General features: G+C 60.1%; 19 protein-coding genes and 1 tRNA gene. 5 read left to right on the top strand and 15 right to left on the bottom strand.

Going from position 1 to position 24,022, the window contains the following annotated elements:
• Positions 1–13: 13 nt before the first annotated feature.
• Positions 14–1,429 (bottom strand): DUF3048 domain-containing protein, encoded by a 1,416-nt coding sequence (locus tag Q0526_RS07580; RefSeq protein WP_298732190.1) that lies wholly within the window; start codon positions 1,427–1,429, stop codon positions 14–16.
• Between the two features lie 132 nt (positions 1,430–1,561).
• On the bottom strand, positions 1,562–2,062 hold the full coding sequence (locus Q0526_RS07575; protein WP_298732188.1) for a CYTH domain-containing protein: 501 nt from the start codon (positions 2,060–2,062) through the stop codon (positions 1,562–1,564).
• A gap of 250 nt (positions 2,063–2,312) precedes the next feature.
• Here Q0526_RS07575 and Q0526_RS07570 point away from each other — a divergent pair, with 250 nt between their 5' ends.
• The 3 genes from Q0526_RS07570 (at position 2,313) to Q0526_RS07560 (ending at position 6,517) form a co-directional block, all read left to right on the top strand.
• On the top strand, positions 2,313–4,403 hold the full coding sequence (locus tag Q0526_RS07570) for a glutamine synthetase III (RefSeq protein ID WP_298732186.1): 2,091 nt from the start codon (positions 2,313–2,315) through the stop codon (positions 4,401–4,403).
• 200 nt (positions 4,404–4,603) lie between these two features.
• Positions 4,604–5,914, top strand: coding sequence for a glutamine synthetase family protein (locus tag Q0526_RS07565; protein ID WP_298732184.1), 1,311 nt, complete (start codon positions 4,604–4,606; stop codon positions 5,912–5,914).
• A gap of 36 nt (positions 5,915–5,950) precedes the next feature.
• A complete protein-coding gene (locus tag Q0526_RS07560) occupies positions 5,951–6,517 on the top strand; it encodes an ANTAR domain-containing protein (RefSeq protein WP_298732182.1) in 567 nt (188 codons plus the stop codon).
• A gap of 66 nt (positions 6,518–6,583) precedes the next feature.
• On the opposite strand, the gene Q0526_RS07555 is transcribed toward Q0526_RS07560, so the two are convergent.
• The 4 genes from Q0526_RS07555 to Q0526_RS07540 all read right to left on the bottom strand — a co-directional run bounded on the left by Q0526_RS07555 (position 6,584) and on the right by Q0526_RS07540 (position 11,764).
• Complete coding sequence (locus tag Q0526_RS07555) at positions 6,584–7,921, bottom strand: 6-phospho-alpha-glucosidase (RefSeq protein WP_298732180.1); 1,338 nt, start codon at positions 7,919–7,921, stop codon at positions 6,584–6,586.
• A 24-nt stretch (positions 7,922–7,945) separates the two neighbouring features.
• Complete coding sequence (locus Q0526_RS07550; RefSeq protein ID WP_298732178.1) at positions 7,946–9,532, bottom strand: PTS transporter subunit EIIC; 1,587 nt, start codon at positions 9,530–9,532, stop codon at positions 7,946–7,948.
• A 173-nt stretch (positions 9,533–9,705) separates the two neighbouring features.
• Positions 9,706–10,470 (bottom strand): MurR/RpiR family transcriptional regulator, encoded by a 765-nt coding sequence (locus Q0526_RS07545; RefSeq protein WP_298732176.1) that lies wholly within the window; start codon positions 10,468–10,470, stop codon positions 9,706–9,708.
• Positions 10,471–10,516: 46 nt separating this feature from the next.
• Positions 10,517–11,764 (bottom strand): DNA polymerase IV, encoded by a 1,248-nt coding sequence (locus tag Q0526_RS07540; protein WP_298732174.1) that lies wholly within the window; start codon positions 11,762–11,764, stop codon positions 10,517–10,519.
• Positions 11,765–11,884: 120 nt separating this feature from the next.
• On the opposite strand from Q0526_RS07540, the gene argF reads away from it, so the two are divergent.
• Positions 11,885–12,880 carry an ornithine carbamoyltransferase gene (argF, locus tag Q0526_RS07535; RefSeq protein ID WP_298732172.1) on the top strand — a complete coding sequence of 332 codons (996 nt, stop codon included), beginning with the start codon at positions 11,885–11,887 and terminating at the stop codon, positions 12,878–12,880.
• Positions 12,881–13,057: 177 nt separating this feature from the next.
• Here argF and Q0526_RS07530 read toward each other — a convergent pair whose 3' ends face one another.
• The 6 genes from Q0526_RS07530 to Q0526_RS07505 all read right to left on the bottom strand — a co-directional run bounded on the left by Q0526_RS07530 (position 13,058) and on the right by Q0526_RS07505 (position 19,400).
• The gene (locus Q0526_RS07530; protein WP_298732170.1) at positions 13,058–14,776 is read right to left on the bottom strand and encodes a peptide ABC transporter substrate-binding protein; all 1,719 of its coding nucleotides are present in this window, start codon (positions 14,774–14,776) and stop codon (positions 13,058–13,060) included.
• 204 nt (positions 14,777–14,980) lie between these two features.
• Positions 14,981–15,979, bottom strand: coding sequence for an ABC transporter ATP-binding protein (locus tag Q0526_RS07525; protein WP_298732168.1), 999 nt, complete (start codon positions 15,977–15,979; stop codon positions 14,981–14,983).
• The gene (locus Q0526_RS07520; RefSeq protein ID WP_298732166.1) at positions 15,976–16,977 is read right to left on the bottom strand and encodes an ABC transporter ATP-binding protein; all 1,002 of its coding nucleotides are present in this window, start codon (positions 16,975–16,977) and stop codon (positions 15,976–15,978) included. The genes Q0526_RS07525 and Q0526_RS07520 overlap by 4 nt, the downstream gene beginning before the upstream one ends.
• 21 nt (positions 16,978–16,998) lie before the next feature.
• Positions 16,999–18,048 (bottom strand): ABC transporter permease, encoded by a 1,050-nt coding sequence (locus Q0526_RS07515; protein WP_366522045.1) that lies wholly within the window; start codon positions 18,046–18,048, stop codon positions 16,999–17,001.
• Between the two features lie 14 nt (positions 18,049–18,062).
• Positions 18,063–18,980 (bottom strand): ABC transporter permease, encoded by a 918-nt coding sequence (locus Q0526_RS07510; RefSeq protein WP_298732164.1) that lies wholly within the window; start codon positions 18,978–18,980, stop codon positions 18,063–18,065.
• Between the two features lie 343 nt (positions 18,981–19,323).
• Positions 19,324–19,400: transfer RNA gene (locus Q0526_RS07505), tRNA-Arg, on the bottom strand.
• A gap of 202 nt (positions 19,401–19,602) precedes the next feature.
• On the opposite strand from Q0526_RS07505, the gene Q0526_RS07500 reads away from it, so the two are divergent.
• Positions 19,603–21,276, top strand: a complete 1,674-nt coding sequence (locus tag Q0526_RS07500; RefSeq protein ID WP_298732162.1) for a phospho-sugar mutase — start codon at positions 19,603–19,605, stop codon at positions 21,274–21,276.
• 68 nt (positions 21,277–21,344) lie between these two features.
• Here Q0526_RS07500 and Q0526_RS07495 read toward each other — a convergent pair whose 3' ends face one another.
• From Q0526_RS07495 to Q0526_RS07485, 3 genes are all read right to left on the bottom strand, one after another.
• Entirely contained in the window at positions 21,345–22,514 is a 1,170-nt protein-coding gene (locus Q0526_RS07495; protein ID WP_298732160.1) for a BTAD domain-containing putative transcriptional regulator, read from the bottom strand.
• A 157-nt stretch (positions 22,515–22,671) separates the two neighbouring features.
• On the bottom strand, positions 22,672–23,115 hold the full coding sequence (locus Q0526_RS07490; RefSeq protein ID WP_298732158.1) for a phage holin family protein: 444 nt from the start codon (positions 23,113–23,115) through the stop codon (positions 22,672–22,674).
• A gap of 13 nt (positions 23,116–23,128) precedes the next feature.
• Positions 23,129–24,022, bottom strand: an 894-nt coding sequence (locus Q0526_RS07485; protein ID WP_298732156.1) for a glycoside hydrolase family 25 protein, incomplete at its 5' end; no start/stop codon positions are given.

Genomic DNA, 24,022 nt, shown 5'->3' with positions numbered 1-24,022 from the left:
TTTTTCGGTTGGATCAACCCACCGCTTCGGGATCTTCCGCAGCCGGATCCACCGCGCTGTCGGCGGCAGCCGGGTCCTCGGTGTCGGCGGTGCTCTCCGCCGGAGCCTCGGCAGTATCGTCACCGGAACCGGTGGCGTTGGTGGTCAGATCGTCGGTGCTCATGCCCAGCGTCTGGCCGGCCTCGGCGTTATCTTCCACATAGTTGCTCTCGTAGGTGCTGGTGGTGGCGCTGCTCAGGTTCTGCCCGTCCAGCGTGGTGTGGACAAAGTTCTCGGCGTAGTCCACGTCGGTCACAGCCACATAGCTCTTACCGATGTTCACATCCAGCAGGGTGTCGCTGCACTGGCCGTCCTCGGTCAGGTAGTAGAGCCGCAGGGTCTCCAGCGGGGTGCCCTTCTGCCAGTAGATCTTCTCGCACTTGCCGCCGTAGCAGTAGTAGCCAATGCCGCCCCAGGCGTACTCGGCATACTGCAGGTCTTTTTCCTCATGGCCGGGGTAGGTGTGGATGTCGGTGTAGAGGACGATGACGTTGGGGAAGGTCAGCACAGTGTTGTCGGCGGCTTCGTCCACGGTATCCCGCCACTGGCCGTCCGAGTAGTTCTGCTGCATCTTGTAGGTGTTGGAGGCAGCGTCGTAGATAAAGCGGGTCTTATAGGAGGGGCTGTGCTCGATCTCGACGTACTCGCCGTCGCTGACCACCGGGCCGTACTTATCGCTATACGCGCTGTCCAAGCTGTTGGACAGGTCCCGGGTCTCGCCGGTGCGGTAGTCCACGAAGTTGAAGAAGGTGGAGTTGTAGGTGCGCTCCATATCCACGCTGTTGTTCTCGATATAAGCCGCGATGTTGTCCGAGTTGGTGTACATCGTGTGTTCCTTACTCAGCGTGCCGTTGTTGTAGCTGGCGCCCGCCCAGTTCACACGGTTGTAGTCCCGGTAGCCGCTGGCGCCGTCGTTGTTGTTCAGGTTGCCGTAGCTGTAATCGATGGCATACTGCTGCATGACCACCGACTGGCCCTCGTGGATATACAGGGCCTGCCAGGGCAGGATCAGACGGAAGAACTGGTCACGGCCAGAGCGGACGGGACCCACTTCGCCGATCTCCTCGTAGTCGGTGTAAAGGGGCATAAAGCGGGTGATGCCGCCTTCTACCTTGATCTCAAACAGCATGTCAGCCTTGGACAGACCACGCTGAGGACGGGCTGCCACAATGTTGTTGACCATGACCGCGGTGATGCGCTGGTTCTTATAGCCGTCGCCCTGCGGCTCGCCGGTGAGCACGTTGGCCGCGTAGGGTTCCAGCGACGGTTCAGGGGTGGCGGTGACTTCCGGCGCAGCGGTGCTTTGGGGCTCTTCCCCCTTCTTTTTGCAGGCCGCCAGCACAACGCAGAGTGACAGGATGGCCATAACGAGCAGTAGCTTACGTTTCATTCGCAGTTCCTCTTTTCTTGGTGGAATCTGTCCGAGGGGCGAAGCGCCTGCGGACGGGTTGCCGATGACTAGTTACTTCTATTCTATCCGCTTTACCAACGTTTGTAAAGCAGAGCGGCACAATTTTACAATTTATACTAGGGCGGAATCCGTCCGGGTCTGGACCCAGTATTCCCCCATGCTGGCCCCGGGCTTGCCGGTACACTCGTCGGCCAGATAATCCCCCAGCCCGACGGAGGACGGCTGCCAAGCCAAGGCCTCGGCCTCGGTAGCAAACTCCACCTCGGCGTACCAGAAGGCGGTGGGCAGGTCGGGGTCCACACAGTTGACCTCCAGCGTCAGCCCGCCGGGCAGTCGATAGCCCCGCCGCTCCTTGTGGATAAGCGGCTTGCCGATGAGGTGTTCCAGCTTGGCAAACAGGTCGGCGTCGATCTCGGTTTCGATCTCCTCCCGGCTGAGGGTGCCCGCCCCTTTGAAGCAGAGCACCAGCGCCGTAGCCCCGCCTTGCAGGGCCTCCCGCCGGATGCGCACCGTGGGCCGCACGCTGATATAGCCCTGATCCATTTGGTAAGTTTCGGTCAGGGGCAGCCCTGCGGGCCAGCCGGTGACCATCCATTTGCGTTCAATTTCCATTTTGTTCCCCTCTCGCGGCTGGTAAATCTAGGGTAAAGGCCGCCTTACCAGTATACCACACCCGGCCTTGGGGGGCGATGGACAATTTTGCCAGTTTTTTGTTGGGAATTATAGGGGATTTGAGCAGTTCGCCAGTTGCTTTTTACCCGCGCAGCCCGTATAATGGGAGCATAACAGCAAGGGCGCTGCGAATGTGTTTTCGCAGCGCCCTTTCCTGTAATCTAGCGTTTGATGTAAGGAGTAAGTAGTTATGGCAGCAACCGTCATGGAACTTTACGGCAGCAAAGTCTTTAACGAGCACGAGATGCGCGAGCGTCTGCCCAGCTCTACCTACAAGAGCTTGAAGGCAACCATCGAAAAGGGCCAGCCGCTGGATCTGGAAGTCGCCAACGTAGTCGCCAGCGTGATGAAGCGCTGGGCCATCGAGCAAGGCGCTACCCACTACACCCATTGGTTCCAGCCCCTGACCGGCATTACCAGTGAGAAGCACGACGGCTTCGTCAGCCCCCAGCCCGACGGTACCGCCATCATGGAATTTTCCGGCAAGGAGCTCATCAAGGGCGAGCCGGATGCTTCCTCCTTCCCTTCCGGCGGCCTGCGCGCCACCGCCGAAGCCCGCGGCTACACCGCTTGGGACCCCACCAGCTACGCCTTTGTGAAGGATGACGTGCTGTGCATCCCCACGGCGTTCTGCTCCTACACCGGCGAGGCACTGGACAAAAAGACCCCGCTGCTGCGCTCCATGCAGGCCATCAGCGATCAGGCCTGCAAGGTGCTGCACCTCTTTGGCAAAGACGTACCCCGGGTAGCCACCACCGTTGGCCCCGAGCAGGAATATTTCCTCATCCGCAAGGAAGACTACGAGAAGCGGCTGGACCTTGTGCTGACCGGCCGCACCCTCTTCGGCTCCGCCCCCTCCAAGGGTCAGGAACTGGAAGAGCACTACTTCGGCACGCTGCGTCCCGTGGTATCCGAGTTCATGAAGGAACTGGACGAAGAGCTGTGGAAGCTGGGCATCCCCGCCAAGACCAAGCACAACGAGGTGGCCCCCGCCCAGCATGAGCTGGCCCCCATCTACGACACCACCAACGTGGCCATCGACCACAACCTGCTGACCATGGAGATGATGAAGAAGATCGCCTCCAAGCATGGGTTGGTCTGCCTGCAGCACGAGAAACCCTTCGAGGGCGTCAACGGCAGCGGCAAGCACAACAACTGGTCTTTGTCCACCACCGAAGAAAACCTGCTGGATCCCGGCGATACCCCCATGGAAAACCTGCAGTTCATGGTCTTCCTGTCTGCGGTCATCAAGGCCGTTGACGAGTACGCCGACCTGCTGCGCACCTCGGTGGCTACCCCGGGCAACGACCATCGTCTGGGCGCCAACGAGGCCCCGCCGGCCATCATCTCCATCTTCGTGGGCGAAGAGCTGGAAGCGGTCATCGATGCAGTCTGCACCGATTCCCCCTATGCCGGCCCCGTCAAGATGAAGATGGATCTGGGCGTGGATGTTCTGCCCAAGTTCAGCAAGGACACCACCGACCGCAACCGTACTTCTCCCTTTGCCTTCACCGGCAATAAGTTTGAGTTCCGTATGCCCGGCTCGGCCGAAAACCTGTCCGATGCCAACACCATCCTGAACACCGCCGTGGCCAAGGAACTGAAAGAATTTACCGAGGAAACCTCCGGCGCCGCCGACTTTGAGTGCGCTGCCGCCGCTTGGGTCAAGAAAACGCTGAACGACCACCGCCGGGTGATCTTCAACGGCAACGGCTACACCGACGCCTGGGAGCAGGAGGCGGAACGCCGCGGCCTGCCCAACCGCAAGTGCACCCCCGACGCCATGATCGCCCTGAAGGAGCCCAAGAACATCGCGTTGATGGAGGACTTCGGCGTACTGACCAAGACCGAGATGCTCAGCCGGTACGAGGTGGAGATGGAGCACTACTCCAAGATCATCAACATCGAAGCCCGCACCATGCTCAAGATCGCCAACAAGCAGTTGATCCCCGCCGCCACCTCTTACATGGGCGAGGTGGCCAACACCGCCGCTGCCAAGGCAGCCGCCGTGGAGGGCATCTCCATCAAGGCGGAGAGCAAGGTTCTGAAAGCGCTGTCCCAGTACACCGACGAGATGTCCGACGCCGCCGACGAACTGAAGGAAGTCACCGACAAGGTTTGCGCGCTGGAAGATGAAAGCGCCAAGGCTCACGCCTTCCACGATGAGGTCCTGCCTGTCATGGCCCGGCTGCGCGCCGCCGCCGATGTGGCCGAGGAGCTTGTGGATGAGGAATACTGGCCCCTGCCCTGCTACAGCCGGATGCTGTTCTACACCGAGTAAAGGCCTGTCCTCCTTCTGATTTTTCGCCATTCTCCTTTTCCTATTTCTTACACCGCTCGAAAGGCCCGCCCGCTAAACGCGAGAGCCCCCGCCCCAACAAACCCGCTTTGCTTGGGCAGGGAGTTCCGCTTACCGGTGGGCCTTTCGGGTATCTGCGGCTGTCCTTGCGCTAAGACGCAAACCCAATCCCGGAGGCTTTTATGAAACGTACCGCACAGGATATTCTGAATTTTGTCGAGGATAACGATGTCAAGTTTGCCAAACTGACCTTCTGCGACATCTTCGGCAACCAGAAAAACATCTCGCTGTTCGCCAGCGAACTGCCGCGCGCCTTCGCGCAGGGCATCAGCTTTGACGGGTCTTCCATCGCCGGCTTCATGAACGTGGAGGAGAGTGATCTGGTGCTGTGGCCCGACCCCGACACCGCCACCGTACTGCCTTGGCGTCCCACCGAGGGCCGCGTCATCCGGATGTACTGCGACATCACCCTGCCCAACGGCAAACCCTTCGAGGGCAACTGCCGGGGGTATCTGCAATCGGTGGTGGGGCGCGCCAAGGCCATGGGCCTGACCTGCAACGTGGGCTGCGAATGTGAGTTCTATCTGTTTGAAACCGATGAGGCCGGCAACCCCACCCGCATCCCCTTGGACCACGGCGGCTATTTTGACATTCCGCCGCTGGACAAAGGGGAAAACATCCGCCGGGAGATCTGCTTTGCCATCGAGGAGATGGGCCTGCACCCCGAGCACAGCCACCACGAGAGCGGCCCGGGCCAGAACGAGGTCTGCTTCCTGTATACGGCAGCACTGCGGTCCGCCGACAACCTGAACACCTTCAAGAGCACCGTCAAGGCCATTGCGGCCCGCAACGGGCTGTTTGCCAGCTTTATGCCCAAACCGTTGGCCGACAAGCCGGGCAGCGGCCTGCATGTGAACATCTCGCTGCTGCGGGACGGCAAGAACCTCTTTGAGGGGGAACTGGCCCCCGACAGCGAGGCCGGACACTTTGTGGCGGGCATTTTGGCCCATGCCCGGGAGCTGACCGCCTTCTGCAATCCGGTGCCCAACTCCTACGCCCGGCTGGGCGCCAACGAGGCCCCTCTCTATGTGAGCTGGAGCCGCCAAAACCGCAGCCAGTTGGTGCGGCTGCCCAGCGCCAGCGGCGAGTTGTGCCGTGTGGAGCTGCGGGGGCCCGACCCCGCGGGCAACCCCTATCTGGTCATAGGGCTGATTTTGGCCGCCGGGTTGGACGGCATCCAGCGCAAGCTGCCCTTGCCCGAAGCCGTCAACCGCAACCTTTTCCATCCCAGCGCAGCCGCCGGGCTGGAAAGCCTGCCCCGTTCTCTGCGGGAAGCCATTACGGTGGCCGCCCAGAGCGAGTTCATCAGCAAGGAACTGCCCATTGCACTGCAAAACAAGTACTTCCAGTATCAGACCCGGCTGTGCCACGACTATGAGGCAGCCACCGACGTGGACGCGTGGGAGCGCGCCAACGGGTTCCTGATCATCTGATCTTCCCATCCATCCCACAGAAAGGAGGGGCGGCCTGTGGCCAAGGCATTGATCGTATCGGCAGGTACCAACGCCAACGAATATCTGGCCCGGCATATTGCCGAGCTGGGCTACACCCGCCCTGTCATTGTGCCCAGCGGCGGCGAGGCCCGCCGTCAGATGGACGGCAAGGACTTTGAGGTAGTGATCATCAACACGCCGCTGCCCGACGAATTTGGCCATGAGCTGGGCACCGACGCCGTGCAAAAAACCGACGCCGGGGTGATTTTGCTGGCCAAGAACGGCACGGCGGAACAGATCGCCGACAAGTTGCAGGATTTTGGTGTGCTGGTATTGGGCAAGCCCTTCAGCGCCCCCCATTTCCGGCAGGCCGTCCAGATGGCCGCCAGCAACTACAAGCGGCTGGCCCTGCTGCGGGCCGAAAACCAGAAACTGCTGGACAAAATTGCCCAACTGCGGTTGGTGGACCGGGCCAAGTGCTTCCTCATCGAAAAGCGAGGCATGACCGAGACCGAAGCCCACCGCCTGATCGAAAAGACCGCCATGGACACCCGCCGCAGCCGCGGCGAGGTGGCGCAGGAGATCTTGGAAGCGGATGAATAACAACAAAAAGGACGCACGAAAATTTCGTGCGTCCTTTTTGCTATGAGAAAATCCGTTGGGGAGGAATCAGTGCAGTTCCGGCCAATAGTCCTTGTTGGCCACGATCAAGTCGTCCAAAATCGCCTTGGCCACCGTGGCGCTGGGCACCGTCTTGGACAAGGTCAGGGCCTGCCACAGTTTCTGGTAGCTGTGCTCCACGTAGGCTTCCACCACCAGACGCTCTACCGCCAACTGCTCTTCCATCATGCCCTTCTCGAAGGTGGGGATCTCCCCTTGGCAGAGCGCCTCGGCACCGCGGCTGCCCACCATGCAGGGCACTTCCACCATGGCCGTGGGGTCAAAGTTGCAGATGGCGCCCTTGTTTTCCACAATACAGAGCATGATCTCGTGGGTGTTGAAGGCGATGGCGCAGGCCAGATCCACAATGAAGGAGGCATGTACGTCGATCTCAAACCCGCCGTTCACCGCCGTGCCTGCTTCCACAATGGCTTTGGCCGCCCCGAAGATCCGCTTCTCGCGACCGTTCATCACCTCGTTGGCCCGGGTGTAGTCGGGGTTGGAATGCTCCACCACATAGTCGGGGTAGAGATAATATTTCAGGTAGGTGTTGGGCAGGAACCGGGGTTCCACCTTCAGCAGGTCCCGGGCTTTGCGGTGGGTCTCCTGCCAGCTTGGCTCCATGTGCTGCTTTTCGATGGCTTTCTGGGTCAGGTACCCGTTTTCCGCCACATAGTCCATGATCTGGGGCATCAGGTCGTTGCCCAGCTCATCGGTGACGCTGGTCCACCAACCAAAGTGGTTCAGCCCGAAATACCGCACATCCAGATCCTTGGGGTCCTTCTTCACAATGTAGGACATCCGGGTTTTGGTGGCGATGGGCATATCGCAGATGTTGATGATCTTGGCCTTGGGCCGCAGCACCCGGCAGGCTTCCGCTACAATGGAGGCCGGGTTGGAATAGTTCAGCGTCCAGCCGTTGGGGGAATACTGGGCCATATAGTCCATGATCTCCAGCATACCGGTGATGCTGCGCATACCGTAGGCAATGCCGCCGGGGCCGCAGGTTTCCTGCCCGACCACGCCGTGGCGCAGGGGGATCTTTTCGTCCTGTTCCCGCATGGCAAACTTGCCCACCCGAATATGGGCCATGCAGAAGTCCTTGTCGGTAAAGGCTTCTTTGGGGTCGGTGGTGTAGCTGAACCGGATGCCCGGCGCCTGTTCTTTCATCAGGATGGCAATGGCATCCCCCAGCGCCTTCTGGCGTTCGGCATCGTTGTCGTACAGGGTCAGGGATTCCAGCGGGAACCGGTCCTGACTGGCCACCAGCATCATCACAATGCCCGGCGTATAGGTACTGCCGCCGCCCGCAATTACAATGTTGAATTTTCTGTCTTTGCTATTCATGAAAAGGGTCCTTTCTGCCGCAATTTACTTTTGCAGTTCAGCGTCCACGGCTTTGCGCACCGCGTTGATCTTCAGGCCGTAAATTACCTGTACCACTTCGCCGCTCTTCATCACACCGGCCGCACCGGTGTCTTTCTTCAGCCGCTCGTCGTCCACAAGAGAGATGTCCTTGACCTTGAGGCGCAGACGGGTAAAGCAGTTGTCCACTTCCAACAGATTGTCCTTGCCGCCCAGCGCCGCCACGATGGTGGCCGCGTCGATGGTATCGCCCTGTTTGGCGGCCTTATCGGCCTGCTGCTTCTCTTTGTATTCCTTCTTGCTGTACAGCTTCATCTCGCCGCCTTCGGCTTCCCGACCGAGGGTGTGCAGATTGAGCTTTTTGATCAGGAACAAAAAGACCACATAGTACACGGCGAACATGATCACGCCGGCCAGCAGGAACATGGGCCAATGGGTCTTTTGAATGCCCACCGGAATGTTGTACAGGATGAAGTCAATGATGCCGTTGTAGGCGATGGTACGAGCGCCCAGCAGGTTGGCCAGCACCAGACCCGCGCCGCTGAGGATGGCGTGGACCACATAGAGGACGGGCGCCACAAAGAGGAAGGAAAATTCGATGGGTTCGGTGATGCCGGCGATGCAGGAAGTGAGGACCACCGGAACCAGAATGGATTTGACCCGCTGCTTGTTTTCGGGCCGGGCCGCGTGGTACATGGCCAGCGCCGCGCCGGACAGACCGAAGATCTTGGTAACGCCGCGGCACTCAAAGATGGCCGCACCGGACAGGGTCACCACATCGGGGCTGGCGATCTCGGCCAGCGTGATGTTGCGGGCGCCCTCGATGAGCTGGCCGCCGATGACCTCGCTGCCGCCCAACGAGGTGTAGAGGATCATGGGATTGAGCACGTTGTGCAGACCCACGGGGATGAGCAGACGTTCCGCCGCGCCGAACAGGAAGTACCCCAAGTTGCCGGAATTGCCGATGACATGACCGAAGGCGGAAATCACGCTCTGGATCGGGGGCCAGACGTAGGTGCAAACCACCGCCAGAATGATGGTGACGGGGATCATCACGATAAAGACGAATCGCTGTCCGCCGTAGATCTGGAAGGCGCCCTTAAACTCGGTGTTGATGAACCGGTTGTGGACCTGCGATACCACGATACCCAGCAGGATGCCCAAGAACGCGCCCATTTCCAGTACCTGCACGCCCAGTGTGATGGACTGGCCGGTGCCGCTGAGGGCGTCGGCAGGCGCCAACAGACCCTGCAGGTTCATGAACTTGTTCATGGCGTTCAAAAAGACCACAAAGGTCACCACGCTGATGAAGGCGGCGTCCTGCTTTTTTTCTTTGGCAAGACCCACCGAAACGCCGACGCAGAAGATCAAGCCCAGATTGCTGAGGATGGGCTGCATACAGCCCGAAAGAATCGTGCCGAACCCGATGGTCACCGGGTTGTCCAAAAACGGGAACTGCTGGATGAGGCTGGCGTTGGTAAACAGGTTGGCCACCGCTACCAGCAAGCCGACGATGGGCAAAATCAGCACCGGCATGAACATTGCCCGCGCAAAGTTCTGCATCGATGAGAGCGCCTTGTCTTTAAACTTCATTTGCATTATCCTCCTGACAAGATTGTTCGGGATCCACAAACGTATTTTGCACATGTGTTTTGTTACTTTGCATTATAATGCAGGGATTTGCGTTTGTATATATTTTACAGATAAACAAAAAAATGTTACCGAAAACGGTAACATTTTCACAAAATCTTGTTACATGGCAGTTTTTACGGGGCGTCCGGCGGGGTTTCGTTCTGCAATTCCCGAATGACCAGCTCCATCTGCAGCAGGATCCCTGCAAAAAAATAACAGGGGTTGATGTTTCGATCATCCAGTTGTTCATTGTCCCCCATGACCAGCACAATATCGCTGAGGTGGGCCAGCGTGCTGTCCGGCTGGGCGGTGAAGGCCGCAATGGGGATCTGCTGCTGCCGAGCCAGCCGGACCCGCTCCAGTACCTTGGCGGTCTCCCCCGAACGGGAAACGGCGATGAACAGCCCGATGTCCTCCAGGTTGCTCTCGAAGATCGCCACCGTCTCCTCAGCACCGGAGAAGATGCACTTGATGCCCTGCACCATCAGCTTTTTGCTGAAATAGTCCGCCGGGAAACTGGAAAATCCCATGCCGCAGATATACACCATCATCCGCTTTTGGCTGTGCAGCGTCTGGGCCAGCCGGCGGATGGGCTCATATTGGCTGCGGATGCCCTGCACCTGCGTGCAAAACCCATCCAGAAAGGGCACTTCTTCCGCCACGGCGTCGTCGCTACCATGGCCCAGTTGGCGCTGCAGCCCGTAGTACAGGTCAGTAAAGCCCCGATACCCCAGTTTTTTGGCCAGCCGGATGATGGTGGTGGTGGAGGTGTAGTTCCGGGTAGCCAGCTCCCGGATACCCAGTTTCTGCCCGCTTTCGATCAGCGCGATGAGGTCTTGCAGGATCACCGTCTCCAGTGAAGAGAGCGGTACGTTTTTCGTCAGTTTTTCCAGTCCCATGATCTTCCTATCCCTTCGGGTGGGGCCTGCTTTTCCGGCCCGTGGTTCATCGTTTTTTCTCCTTGTCCCGCTCCTTGGCGGCAGACAGGGCCGCCGGGGCGCGGGTCTCGGGGGTAAGGAGCTTGGCCCGGGTCACCGCCCCGCCGCCGAATTTGCGGCGCAGGGCGTCCGCCGTGCGGTCCAGCTTCTCCTGCTTTTGGCGGCGGGTGGTGTCGGTAAAAAGGTCCAGTTGTTCAAAGTTGTCAGTGCCGGTCTTTTCGGCGCTGACCCCCACCAGCCGCACCGGCCGGACGGGCCACATCTGCCGCAGCAACTGCAGGGCCACCTCGTACAGGCGGTCGGTGGAATTGGTGGGGTCGGGCAGGGTGCGCTGGTGGCTGGTGCGGCGGAAGGCGTTGTCTACCAACTGGACCGTCACCACCCGGGCAGTTTTGCCGTCGTTCCGCAGCCGCCGCCCCACCGAATCACAGAGGGCCAGCAGGGTGGCGTCGGCCTGCTCGGGGCGGGTCAGGTCTTGGGGCAGCGTGACGCTGTTGCCGTAGCTGTTGTCCCGGGTGGCCTGTTTGGTAACGGGGTCGGCCTCCCGGCCATTGGCGTAGTTCCACAGGGTATCTCCCCGGGTGCCGAACAGCCCCACCGCCACCCGGCGCTCCACCTGCGCCAGGTCCCCGATGGAGTAGATGCCGCATTGGCGCAGCCGTTTGACGGCGCTGGGCCCCACCCCGAACAGCGCCCCCACCGGCAGGGGCCACATCTTGGCGGGCACCTCGTCAGGGTAGAGGGTGTGGACCTTGTCGGGCTTTTCAAAGTCGGAGGCCATCTTGGCCAGCAGCCGGTTGGGCGCCACCCCGATGTTCACCGTGAAGCCTAGTTCCTCCCGCACCCGGTTGCGGATGGTATGGGCCACCGTCAGCGGCGGGCCGAAGAGGGCCTCGGTGCCGGTCATGTCCAGAAAGGCTTCGTCGATACTATATTGTTCCACATCAGGGGTATATTCTTGCAGAATGGCGATCAGCGCCTTACTGTTTTGTACGTAGTAATCAAAGTCCGGCGGGGTGACGATGAGTTCCGGGCATTTGAGCCGGGCCGAGAAAAGGCTTTCCCCTGTGCGGACGCCGAATTTTTTGGCGGGGCCGCTTTTGGCCAGCACCACGCCGTGGCGCTTTTCCTCGTCGCCGCCCACCGCCGCAGGCACGGTGCGCAGGTCCAGCGTTTCCCCCTGCCGCAGCCGTTTCAGCGCCGACCAAGACAAAAACGCCGAGTTCACATCCACATGAAAGTACACCTTTTCCACGGGCTCACCCCCTTTGGTGATATTATACCATAAAAAGTCGGGGGTTGCACAATGGGCCGAAACGCGCTATAATGAATGTATAAATTTACATTTTTGTGCATATTATAGGGGGTTGTTGTTATGAATTTGCAGGGGCGTGACTTTTTGACGCTGCTGGACTATACACCGGAAGAGATCAGCTATCTGCTGGATCTGGCCGCCGACCTGAAGGCCAAGAAGAAAGCCGGCATCGCCCACGATGTGCTGCGGGGCAAAAACGTGGCGCTGATCTTTGAAAAGACCTCCACCCGTACCCGCTGTGCCTTTGAGGTAGCGGCCCATGATCTGGGCATGGGGTCCACCTATCTGGACCCCACCGGCAGCCAGATCGGCAAAAAGGAATCCATTGCCGACACGGCGCAGGTGCTTTCCGGCATGTTTGAGGGCATCGAGTACCGGGGCTACGGCCAAGCCATCGTGAAGGAACTGGCCCAGTACGCCGACGTGCCGGTGTGGAACGGCCTGACCAACGAGTTCCACCCCACCCAGATCTTGGCGGATTTCCTGACGTTGCGGGAGCAGTTCGGCACTTTGAAAGGGCTGAAGTTCGTCTACATGGGGGACGCCCGGTACAACATGGGCAACAGCCTGATGATCGGCTGCGCCAAGATGGGCCTGCACTTTGTGGCCTGCGCCCCCAAGGCCTACTGGCCCGACAAGGCGCTGGTAGCCCAGTGTCAGGCGCTGGCAGCCCAGAGCGGCGGCAGCATCACTTTGAGCGAGAACACCGACGCGGCAGCGGAGGCCGATGTCATCTACACCGATGTGTGGGTGAGCATGGGCGAACCGGTGGAAGTGTGGGCGGAACGCATTGAGGCGTTGGCCCCCTATCAGGTGAACGCTGCCCTGATGGCCAAGGCCAAGCCCACCGCCGTGTTCATGCACTGTCTGCCCGCCTACCACGACCACAAGACCGCCGTGGGCAAAGAGATGGGCGAAAAGTTTGGCCGCGCCGAGATGGAGGTCACCGACGAGGTGTTCAACGGTCCCCAGTCCATCGTTTTCCGGGAGGCGGAGAACCGGATGCACACCATCAAGGCGGTGATGGCTGCCACGCTGGGGGCGAAGTTCCAGTAAAAAGGCGGCTGTTCCCTCTTTGCCAAGAGGGAAACGAAGAAATGCCAAAGAAAAAGGACCGGTTCTTCTGAACCGGTCCTTTTTTGCAGGCCGCAAACAAAAACATCCCCGCTGCGGAGGATTCCGCAGCGGGGATGTTGGCTTATAGGTTCGGTGGCGAACTACCGAAGAGGCAAATTAGCCCTCCACGTAGCCGTACTGCAGGTACCAGTAGCCGTAGGGGCTATGCCAGGTGCCCTTCAGAGAGGGGCTCTGCAGCCAGAAGTCGTTGTAGTAAGCAACGGGGATGCAGCCCATGTCTTCCATCAGGATGTCCTCGGCCTTGTGCAGCTGCTCGAAGTGAACAGTCTTGTCAGCGACCTCGGAAGCCTCGATGGCGGCATCGTACTCGGGGTTGCTGTACTTACCATCGTTGTTGCCGTTGGTGGTGGTGAACAGCTCGAGCATGTTGGAAGCATCGTTGTAGTCCATGACCCAACCATTACGGCTGATGTCGAAGTCGCCGGCACGGCGCTGAGAGGTGAAGCTGTTCCACTCGACCTTCTCAATGCTCATGTTGATGCCCAGCTCGGCCCAAGCCTGCTGCAGGTACTCTGCAACGGGGATGTGGTAGCTAGCGTCGTTGGCGCTGTAAGTGATGGTGGGGAAGCCTTCGCCGTTGGGGTAGCCAGCCTCGGCCAGCAGGGACTTAGCCTCCTCGAGGTTGGCCTCGTAGTCCTCGCTGATGTAGGGCTCGCCGCCGTTGGCGTTGTCGATGAACATGCTGCCGTCCTCAGCATCGACGATGCCGGGGCCAACCAGGTTGTAAGCGGGGCTGTAGGTGCCCTGCATGACAACGTTGGCAACGTAGTCACGGTCGATGGCCAGGCTCAGAGCCTTACGGACCAGAGGATCGGTGAACGGCTCGCGCTGGTCGTTCAGGCTGATGTAGTAGGTGCCCAGCAGGCTGTCGGTGTAGAAGTCGCCGCCGTCCTCGGCCTTGGTCAGGCTGGGGATCTCGTCGGTGGGAACGTCCTTGATCAGCTGAGCCTCGCCGCTGTTGTAGGCAGCGTAGGAAGCGCTGGAGTCCTCGAGCAGGAGGAGGGTGATGGTGTCAGACACGATGCGAGAGCTGTCCCAGCCGCCCACGTAGTTGGGGTTCTTGGAGAGCACGATGCGTTCGCTGGGGGTCCACTCGGTGATCATGTAAGGACCATTGGAGACAAAGGTCTCGGGGCTGGTGCACCAAGAGTCGCCGTTGGCCTCAACGGTGGCCTGCTGCACGGGAGACAGGGAGACGAAAGCCGCCAGCTTGTCAAAGTAAGAGCAGGGATAGCTCAGCACGATGGTCAGAGTCTTGCCGTCCTCGCTGGCAGTGACCTGCAGCGCGTCGGGGTTGGGCTCGGTGGTGGGGTTGCCGTCGGCGTCGGGGTTGCCCTGCGCCTCGTCAAAACCGGCGATCATGCCGACAGCGGTCTCCGCGTAGGGAGCGGCGGTGTCGGGGTTGGCCATACGCTTCATGCTGTACTCGAAGTCCTTGGCGGTCAGTTCGGAACCGTCGCTCCACTTCAAGCCGTCACGCATGGTGAAGGTCCAGGTCAGGCCGTCCTCGCTAACGGTGTAGCTCTCAGCCTGGCCGGGGATGACCTTGTTGTTCTCATCGATCAGCAGCAGCGGCTCAAAGATGGTCAGGATGGTGTTCGCACCATCGACCGCGCTGTTCAACGCGGGGTCCAGAGACTCCGGGTTGGGGCCGAGCTGAACGGTGAAGCCGGAACCAGTCGCGGTGGCATCGGTCGCAGCTTCTGCAGTTGCAGTACCAGCAGCACTGCTGGTGCTTGCGGAAGAACCGCAAGCCGCCAGAGAAGCTGCCATGCAGCCGGCAACCGCCACAGCGACAAATTTCTTCATCTTCATGTGGTTTATCCTCCAATATAAAAATTACTATACCCAATCCCGCACGGCCTCCCAACCGGGACACCCTGCGGAATGAATACCATAACTATACCCCCGGTGGACCACCCTTGCAAGAGCTGTGAAGCTTTTGTAATTGTTTTGTGATGGTCCCGTGAACCGCACACCGGGGCAACCAAACCGAGGCGCACACTCTCGGTTTGTCGATCAGTCCGCTACTTTGTCCAGATGGTGGCAAGCCGCCCAATGGCCGGGGCCAACCTCTTTAAACTGCGGTACTTCGGCTGCGCAACGCTCGTCGGCGTAGGGGCAGCGGGTACGGAAGCGGCAGCCGCTGGGCGGGTTCAGCGGGCTGGGCACGTCACCCTGCAGCACGATGCGCTTGGAAGTGCGCGCCGTCTTGGGGTCCGCCACCGGAATGGCGGAGATCAGGCTGCGGGTGTAGGGGTGGACGCTGTGGGCGATCAGCTCAAAGCTGTCGGCCAGCTCCACCAACTTGCCCAGATACATAACGCCGATGCGGCTGGAAATGTGCTTGACCACGCTCAGGTCATGGGCGATAAACAGATAGGTCAGGCCCATCTCCTGCTGCAGGTCCTCGAACATATTGACGACCTGCGCCTGAATGGAAACGTCCAGTGCGGAAACCGGCTCGTCACAGACGATGAACTCGGGGTTCACGGCCAAGGCACGGGCAATGCCCACGCGCTGCCGCTGACCGCCGGAGAACTCGTGGGGGTAGCGGTTGGCGTGCTCGCTGTTCAGGCCGACCCGCTCCAACAACGCGATGATGCGGTCGTGGCGGTCTTTGTCGTTGGCAGCCAGCTTGTGGATGTCGATGCCCTCGCCCACGATGTCACCGATGGTCATGCGGGGGTCCAAACTGGCGTAAGGATCCTGAAACACGATCTGCATACGGCGGCGGTAGGGCAGCATGTCCACGGCGATTTTCTTCTTTTTGTCGAAGAGGACCTTGCCGTCATAGATGATGGTGCCGTCGGTAGGCTCGTACAAGCGCAGCAGGGTACGGCCGGTGGTCGTCTTGCCGCAGCCGGATTCACCTACAAGGCCCAGCGTTTCGCCTTTGCGGATAGCAAAGCTGACATCGTCCACGGCCTGCACATAGCGCTTGTTCTTGCCCACGCCGCCGGCCGGGAAATATTGCTGCAGATGCTGGACTTCGACCAGATTCTTCTGCTCACTCATTCGGCTTTGCCTCCTTTCTTAAATTCCTCTTTCTGGCGCAGCCAGCAGTAGGTGTAGTGGGTATCGCTCAGCTCGGTGCGGGGCGGCATCTCCCGCAGGCAGACCTTCATGCAGCTCTTGCAGCGGGGCGCAAACGGGCAGCCGGCCGGGGGATTCAACAGGTCCACAGGCGTGCCTTCGATGGGAACCAGACGCTCCTTCTCGGTGGCATTGAGCTTGGGGATGGAGTTGATCAAGCCCTTGGTGTATTCATGCTTCGGGTTGTAGAAGATCTCGTCGGTGGTGCCGTACTCCACAATGTGGCCGGCGTACATAACGGCGATCTTTTCGCACATCGAGGCCACCACGCCCAAGTCGTGGGTGATCATGATGATGCTCATGCCCAGCTTTTTGCGCAGTTCCTGCATCAGTTCCAGAATCTGGGCCTGAATGGTCACGTCCAACGCGGTGGTGGGTTCGTCGGCGATCAGCAGCTTGGGCTCGCAGGCCAGCGCAATGGCGATCATCACGCGCTGACGCATACCGCCGGAAAGCTCGTGGGGGTACTGCTTCAGCCGGCGCTCCGGTTCGTTGATACCTACCAGTTCCAGCAGCTCTTTGGCGCGGTCCCACGCCTCTTTTTTGCTCTTGTTGGTATGCAGCAGGATGACTTCCACGATCTGGTTGCCGATGGTGTACACCGGGTTCAGGCTGGTCATGGGGTCCTGGAAGATGATGGAAACTTCGTTGCCGCGGATCTTGCGGAACTCTTTCTCGGTCATCTGGTCGATCTGGTGACCGTTAAACCAGATCTTACCGCCGACCAGCCGGCCGGGATACGCGGTCAGGCCCATGATGGAGTAGGCGGTGACCGATTTGCCGGAGCCGGACTCACCGACGATGCCCAAGACATCGCCCTGATTCATCGTGAAAGAAACACCGTTCAGTGCTTTGACCTCACCCGCGGGGGTGAAGAAAGACAGGCGTTCATCCTGAATCTCAAGAATTTTCTCGCTCATTCTGTCTTGTACACTCCCCTCTTAGTTTTTCAGCTTCGGGTCAAAGGCGTCGCGCAGACCGTCGCCGAAGAGGTTGAACACCAGAATCATGACGCTGATCATCAGCGCCGGAGCCAGCAGCAGGTGCGGGTAGGTGTTCATGCCCTTGACGGCGTCGGTGGCCAAAGAACCCAAGGACGGCATGGGCGCTGCCACGCCGAGGCCGAGGAAGCTCAGGTAGCTCTCGGTAAAGATGGAGGAGGGGATCTGCAGGGTGGTGGTGACGATCAAGGTGCCGATGCAGTTGGTCAGCAGGTGGTGCTTGATGATGCGGCCGCTGGAAGCGCCCAGCGCACGGGCCGCCGTGACATACTCGCTCTCCTTGAGGGTCAGCACCTGACTGCGCACGATACGGGCCATGCTGACCCAGTAGAGCAGCGCAAAGATGATGAAGATGGAGATCATGTTGGGGCCGAGTTTTTGCATCCAGCCGAAGCCGGGCTTCATCGCCAGCACTTCCAACGGATCCTTGAGGGCCATGCCCAGCAAGATGATCAGCAAAATATCCGGGATGGTATACAAAATATCGGTGATACGCATCATGATGATGTCCACCCAGCCGCCGGCAAAGGCGGAGATGGCACCATAGGTGGCGCCGATGACCAGCACCAGCACCGAGGCCAGCAGGCCGACGGACAAGCTGACGCGGGTACCCATCATCAGACGAACGGCAAAGTCACGGCCGGAACGGTCGGTGCCCAGAATGTGGGGGAAGACGCTCTCGCCGGCGGCGATGCGCTCCAGTTCCTTCTTACCGTACTCAAACGGGGCAAGGTTTTCGCTGTACTTGATCTGCTCGTCGTAGCCGTAGGGCCAAACCGCGGGCAGCACATAGGCAAAAATGGCAATCAGAATGATGACCACAAGGCTCACCATAGCGATCTTGTTCTTGCGCAGACGGCGCAGACCGTCCTTCCAGAAGTTGACGCTGTCACGCATAACGACGAGGCTTTCCTTCTCATCGTTAGAGGCGGGCATAAAATCATCTACGCTGAGGTGCAGGCTCAACGGATTCTTTTTCAGATTTTCCACTGCTTGCTCCCTCCTTATTTCAGCTTGATCCGCGGGTCGATAATCTTGTACAGAATATCAACGATCACGTTGGCGATGATGACCATGGTGGCCAGCAGAATGGTGGTGCCCATGATCATGGTGTAGTCACGGTTGGTGATGGCCGAAACAAAGTCGCGGCCAAGGCCGGGGATGGTGAAGATCTTTTCCACCACGAAGGAACCGGTCATCAAGGCAGCCAGCATGGGGCCGACGTAGGTGATGACAGGCAGAATGGCGTTGCGCAGCGCATGCTTGAAGAGGATCTTCACGCTGGACACGCCCTTCGCACGGGCGGTACGCATGTAATCCTGCCCCATAACGTCCAGCAGGCTGGAACGCATCAGACGGGTGATATAGGCGGTGGGGTAGATGGCCAAAGCGGTGACCGGCATGATATAGGCGGCCGGCTCGTTCAGACCGATGGTTGGTAGAATTTGTAGATTCATACCGAAGGTATATAGTAACAATACACTGGATATGAAACTGGGAATGGCAATACCGCAGGTTGCCAACACAATAATCAAGTTATCGGCCCATTTGCCGCGGTTATACGCGGAAATACAGCCCAGCGGAATGCCCAGACAGAGCGCCACCGCCACGGCGATGCCGGCAGTCTTGCAGGAGACGGGCAGTTTTTCGGCAATGATCTGGTTGACGGTACGGCCGCGCTGTTTAATGCTCAGGCCCATATCGCCATGCAGCAGGCTATTCATATAGTTGACATACTGCACGCCCAGCGGTTTGTCCAAACCGTACTTTTCGTTCAGTGCTTGCTGGGCAGCCGCACTGATGGATTTTTCTGCTACGAACGGGCCGCCGGGGACCAAGTTCATGATGAAGAAGGTAAGCGTCGCCACAATAAACACACTGAAAATGCCCATTGCTACGCGCTTGATGACGTACTTCGCCATTGTGTAGTGCCACTCCGTTTCATTATGGAATACAAATTTGCCTTTGCCCACTGTCCGCCGCAGGTAAAACACGGTTGTGCGCTAACCGCGGACAAGGCAGAGAATAAAAAAAGCGGTGGCGGTTGCGGTTGCACAAACACCATCGTTCATACCCGGAATCTTTACTATTATAATAAACCTGTCACCTTTTGTCAATTCCATGATCTTGCTTAATTTTTACAAAAAAGGCAAATTGCAAGCCTGAAATTGTGAAATTTTCCCAAAACTCTTTTTGCAGGCCGGCGAGGCGAGGGGCTGCCGAATTTGGGCAATAAAAAAACGGTTTCACGTTTCCGTGAAACCGTGGTGCGCCGGAAGAGACTCGAACTCCCGACCTTCTGATTCGTAGTCAGACACTCTATCCAGCTGAGCTACCGGCGCAAGTGCAGTTAGTATAATACCACCGGTCCCCACAAATGTCAAGCACTTTTTTCAAAAAAAGTTGAACTTTTTGCAGCGGCGGACGGGCACCGCCTTCCCTTGCTTTTTATGCCGCCGTGTGGTAGAGTAGCAGCAGCATCCCCTGCTTGCCCGGGACTGCGGCGCAGTCCCTTCTTTATAAAAGGAAAGGAGCGTTTTTCCTATGCAATCTTCGGAACTGTATGCCCTGTGGCGCGCCCGCGCCGTGGAGGATCCCGACCTTGCCGCCGAGCTTGCGGCCATTGCCGATGACGCCGACGCCATCAACGACCGGTTCTACCGGGATCTGGCCTTCGGCACCGGCGGACTGCGGGGCGTCTTTGGCGCCGGCACCAACCGCATGAACCTTTACACCATCCGCCGGGCCACCCAAGGTCTGGCCGATACCCTGAACGCCTCGGGCCTGCCCAAAAAAGTGGCACTGGCCCACGACAGCCGCCACAAGGGCGAGCTTTTCTGCCGGGAGGCCGCCCGGGTGCTGGCCGCCAACGGCATCACCGCCTACCTGTATCCCCGGCTGGAACCCACTCCAGCCCTTTCCTGGGCGGTACGGTATCTGGGCTGCGGGGCCGGCATCTGCGTCACCGCCAGCCACAACCCCGCCAAGTACAACGGCTACAAGGTCTATGGCGCCGACGGCTGCCAGATCACGCTGGAGATGGCCGACAAGGTGTTGACCGCCATTGGCAAACACGACTACTTCGACAGCCCCAAGCTGGTGGACTATGACGCCGCCGTGGCGGACGGGCGGATCGTGACCATCGACGAGCAGTGCCTGTCCGACTTTGTGGACGCCGTGCTGGCCCTGCGCCCCGGCAACGATGTGTCCCACCTGAAACTGGTCTACACCCCGCTGAACGGCACCGGTCTGGAGCCGGTACGCATACTGCTGCACCGCATGGGGGTGACCCACCTGACGGTGGTGCCCGAGCAGGAGCATCCCGACGGGGATTTTCCCACCTGTCCCTACCCCAACCCCGAGATCCGGCAGGCCATGGAAACCGGCCTGAAGCTCTGCGACACGGTCCACCCCGATTTGATGATCGGCACCGACCCGGACTGCGACCGGATGGGCGCGGCCGTGCCGGACGGACAGGGCGGCTACCGGCTGATCAACGGCAACGAGATGGGCGTGCTGCTCTTTGACTATATCTGCCGCACCCGGCAGGCCAACGGCACCATGCCCCAAGACCCGGTGGCGGTGACCACCATCGTCTCCACCGATATGGCCGACCCCATCGCCGCCCACTACGGCGTAGAGCTGCGCCGCACCCTGACAGGCTTTAAGTTTATCGGGGAGCAGATCGGCCTGCTGGAAGCGGAAGGCCATGAAGAGCGGTATATCTTCGGCTTTGAGGAGAGCTACGGGTATCTGTCCGGCGGGCATGTGCGGGACAAGGACGGCGTCAACGCCGTGATGCTGGCCTGTGAGGCAGCGGCCTACTACGCCGCGCAGGGCATGAGCCTGCTGGATGCCATCAACGCCCTGTATGCCCAGTACGGCTGGTACCGCAACGACTTGCAGAGCTTTACCTTTGAGGGCGAAAGCGGCATGCACACCATGCAGGGCATCATGGCCCGGCTGCGGTCCAGCGCCCCCGCCGAGATCGCCGGGTACAAGGTCACCGGCGTTACCGACTATGCCGCCGACGGCACCGGTCTGCCCCGGGCCGACGTGCTGGAGTACCGGCTGGAAAACGGCGCCAAACTGATGGTGCGGCCTTCCGGCACCGAGCCCAAGGTCAAGGTCTATCTGTCCGCCGTGGCGGACAGCGCCGCAGCCGCCGACGCCATCAACGCCCAGTTGGCACAGGCCGCCGCCCAGTGGATGCACTGAGTTTTCCCTTATCATAACGCAAAAAACCGCCGGAACGGCTGCTGAGCCGTTCCGGCGGTTTTGGTTTGTCAGAGCTTGGGAGAATAGATGTTATAGTTCAAGAGATAGCGTCCCTGCGCCGGCAGGGCGTAGAACGCCTCCTTGATGCGCTCCAGCACCGGGATATCCTCCCCCGGGGTGCCGCAGAGCAGCAGCGCGTACTGGGTGTCGGTGTAGCGGGCGGCCACATCGCAGCCCCGGAAGTTGGTCCGCAGCAGCCCTTCCAACTGCCGCATCATCTCTTCCCGCTCGACTTCATCTTCGGTTTTGACCGGCACCACGCTGAGCAGCACCAGAAAAATCGGCAGGTTGTATCGGCGCTGGACCCCGCGCTGCAGCCGGTAGACCCGGCCCAGATCCTCGAACGAGCAGATCTGCAGTTCATCCACGGCATCGCCGGGCAGCGCCGCCAACAGCCGGGACATCTCCACCTCCTGCTTGCGGTCCGCCTGCCGGGCCTGCCGCCACAAGGGCGCCGCCCGGCCCGGTTCCACCGTCTGATGCAGGCATCCGGCATTGCGCCCCCGCTGGGCGGCCTGCCGGGCTTCACTATGACGGCCCAGCGATTCCAACGCCACGATCAGCTCCAGATAGAGCCGCTCGGCCCGGGGGTTCTTTTCCAGCGCCCCCTCGCACAGGGCGATCAGCCGTTCGCTGTCCCCCTGCTTTTTATAGTGCTCCAACAGATGGATCATCGCCGCGCGGTAGAGGGTATGTACCTGCACCGCAAAGCTTTCCACCCAAGGTTTCCCCGCCGCGGCGGGCAGCAGACGCCCCACATACAGCGCCACGATCTGTTCTTCCAACGCCAAACGGCGCTGGGGATCGGTCTCCCGCTGGGATTCGGCGGCCAGATCCTGCAAGGTGAACACATCCACCTCACAGGGCAGGGCGGGGTTCCACTGATAACAGCCCCGGCTGGTGACAATGCAGTTTTCCAGCTCCGGGATCTGCTCCTGCGCGACCATGCCCCGGAACCGGTGCAGGATCGCCCGCAGCGCCATGTCGGGGTTGGCACATCGCTCGCCGCCCCACAGCGCGTCGGTCAGCGTCTTGTGGGACACCCGGGCGCCCCGCTGCAGCACCAGATACTGTACCAGTGCGGTGGCTTTGCGGGATTGGCTCAGCGCCGCCAGTACCGGACGGCCGTCCACACAAATCTCAAAGTTCCCCAGCATTTTGATTTCGACTTTTGCCATAGGCTTGTCGCACACTCCCCAGAACGTGTAGAAAGCAAACCAATTTGCCTGTTACTTTTTGTTAGTATAGCAAGCAGTCTACAAATTGTCCAGTCTATGCCCCAAACACCGCAAATTTCATTGGATTTTGCCCATGCCGGGCAAGCCCTGTTCCCTTTTACTCCCCTGCCGCCTGCTGTCCCGCCGCCAACAGTTTGGTCAGCCAGCCGGGTACCGGCGCCCCCATGGCGGTGGCGTTCTCGGCAATAGAACCCAGCTCGGTAAAGATATACCACACCAAAATCATCGGCAAAACCAGCGTGGTGTAGTCCAGTTCCAGCCCCGGCAGGTGGGTCACCGCAAGGCCCAGCACCCGGTCGGCCACGGCAGCCACCGCCACCACCAAGATCATACCGCCTTTATGCCAGATGCCCGCCCGGGCCACGGCGCTGGACCAGTTGCCCTTGGCGGCGGCTGCGGCGCTGCCGCTGATCCAATCCAGCGCCATGCAGACCCCCCACGCCAGAACCAGCCATCCCAACCAGCCAAAGGCCGCACTGAAAGCACCGGCCGCCGCCGCGACGGCCGCTTTGCCCCACAGGAAAATGTTGTCGTTCTCCAAAAAAGTCACCTCCTCAAACGTACTCGCTATGGTAAAGCCCCCGTTCGGTCAACGCCAGCTCGGCACAGCGGCGCATCAGATACCATGCGTCGCCGCTGGACACCGGCCCGATGGTCAGCGTCTGGGTCTGGTTGTTTTCATCGGCCCAGTCGCTGTGGTACAGGCCCGCCGCCGTCAGCCCCAGCGCCGCACAGCGCTGCTGCAAGTCGTAGGCATCACCGCTGGACACCGGCCCAATGGTGAGTCTCTGTTTGCGGGTGCTCAGGTCCGGGGCCGGGTCGGGGTCCGGGGCGGTAAACCCATTAAGGCCCGCCGTCTGCATCACTGCCGGGTAGTCCTTATAGACACAGTTGCAGTCCAGCGAGCTGCCGAACCCGGGAATACCCAGCGGGTTTTTGCTGCTGTACTGCCAGATACCGTAGGGCAGCGGGCTGGTACAGGTACTGCCGTACTGGGCGGCCCAGACATCGTAGCAGGTCAGCGCCCGCCAGTTCAGCCGGTTGCGCAGGAAATCCGTACTGACATAAAGGATGCCGTAGTAACCGGCAGCCTCCACCTCCCCCAAGAAGGCGTGGACCAGCGCCGTGCGGGCGGCGTTGTCCAGCGCCAAGATCCCCGGCTCATACTCGATGTCATAGGCCACCGGCATACCGGGTTTCAGACCTTGGAGAACGGACAGACAGCAGCGGGCCTCCTGCCGGGCGGCGGCGGGGGTGGTGGCGTAGCTGTACCAGTAGGCGCCCCACTGTACGCCGTGGCGTTCGCACGCCGCCGCGTTGCGCTGGAACTGGGGGTCCGTCTGGCCGGGGCTGCTGCCGTAGCCTGCCCGCAGCATGGCGTGGCCGACCCCGACGTTTTTGACGGCAGCCCAGTCGACAGTTCCCTGCCATTTGCTCACATCAATCGC

Source organism: uncultured Subdoligranulum sp., assembly GCF_937890665.1.
Note: the sequence above shows the minus strand (reverse complement) of the source record. Positions and strands in the feature narration are given on the sequence as shown.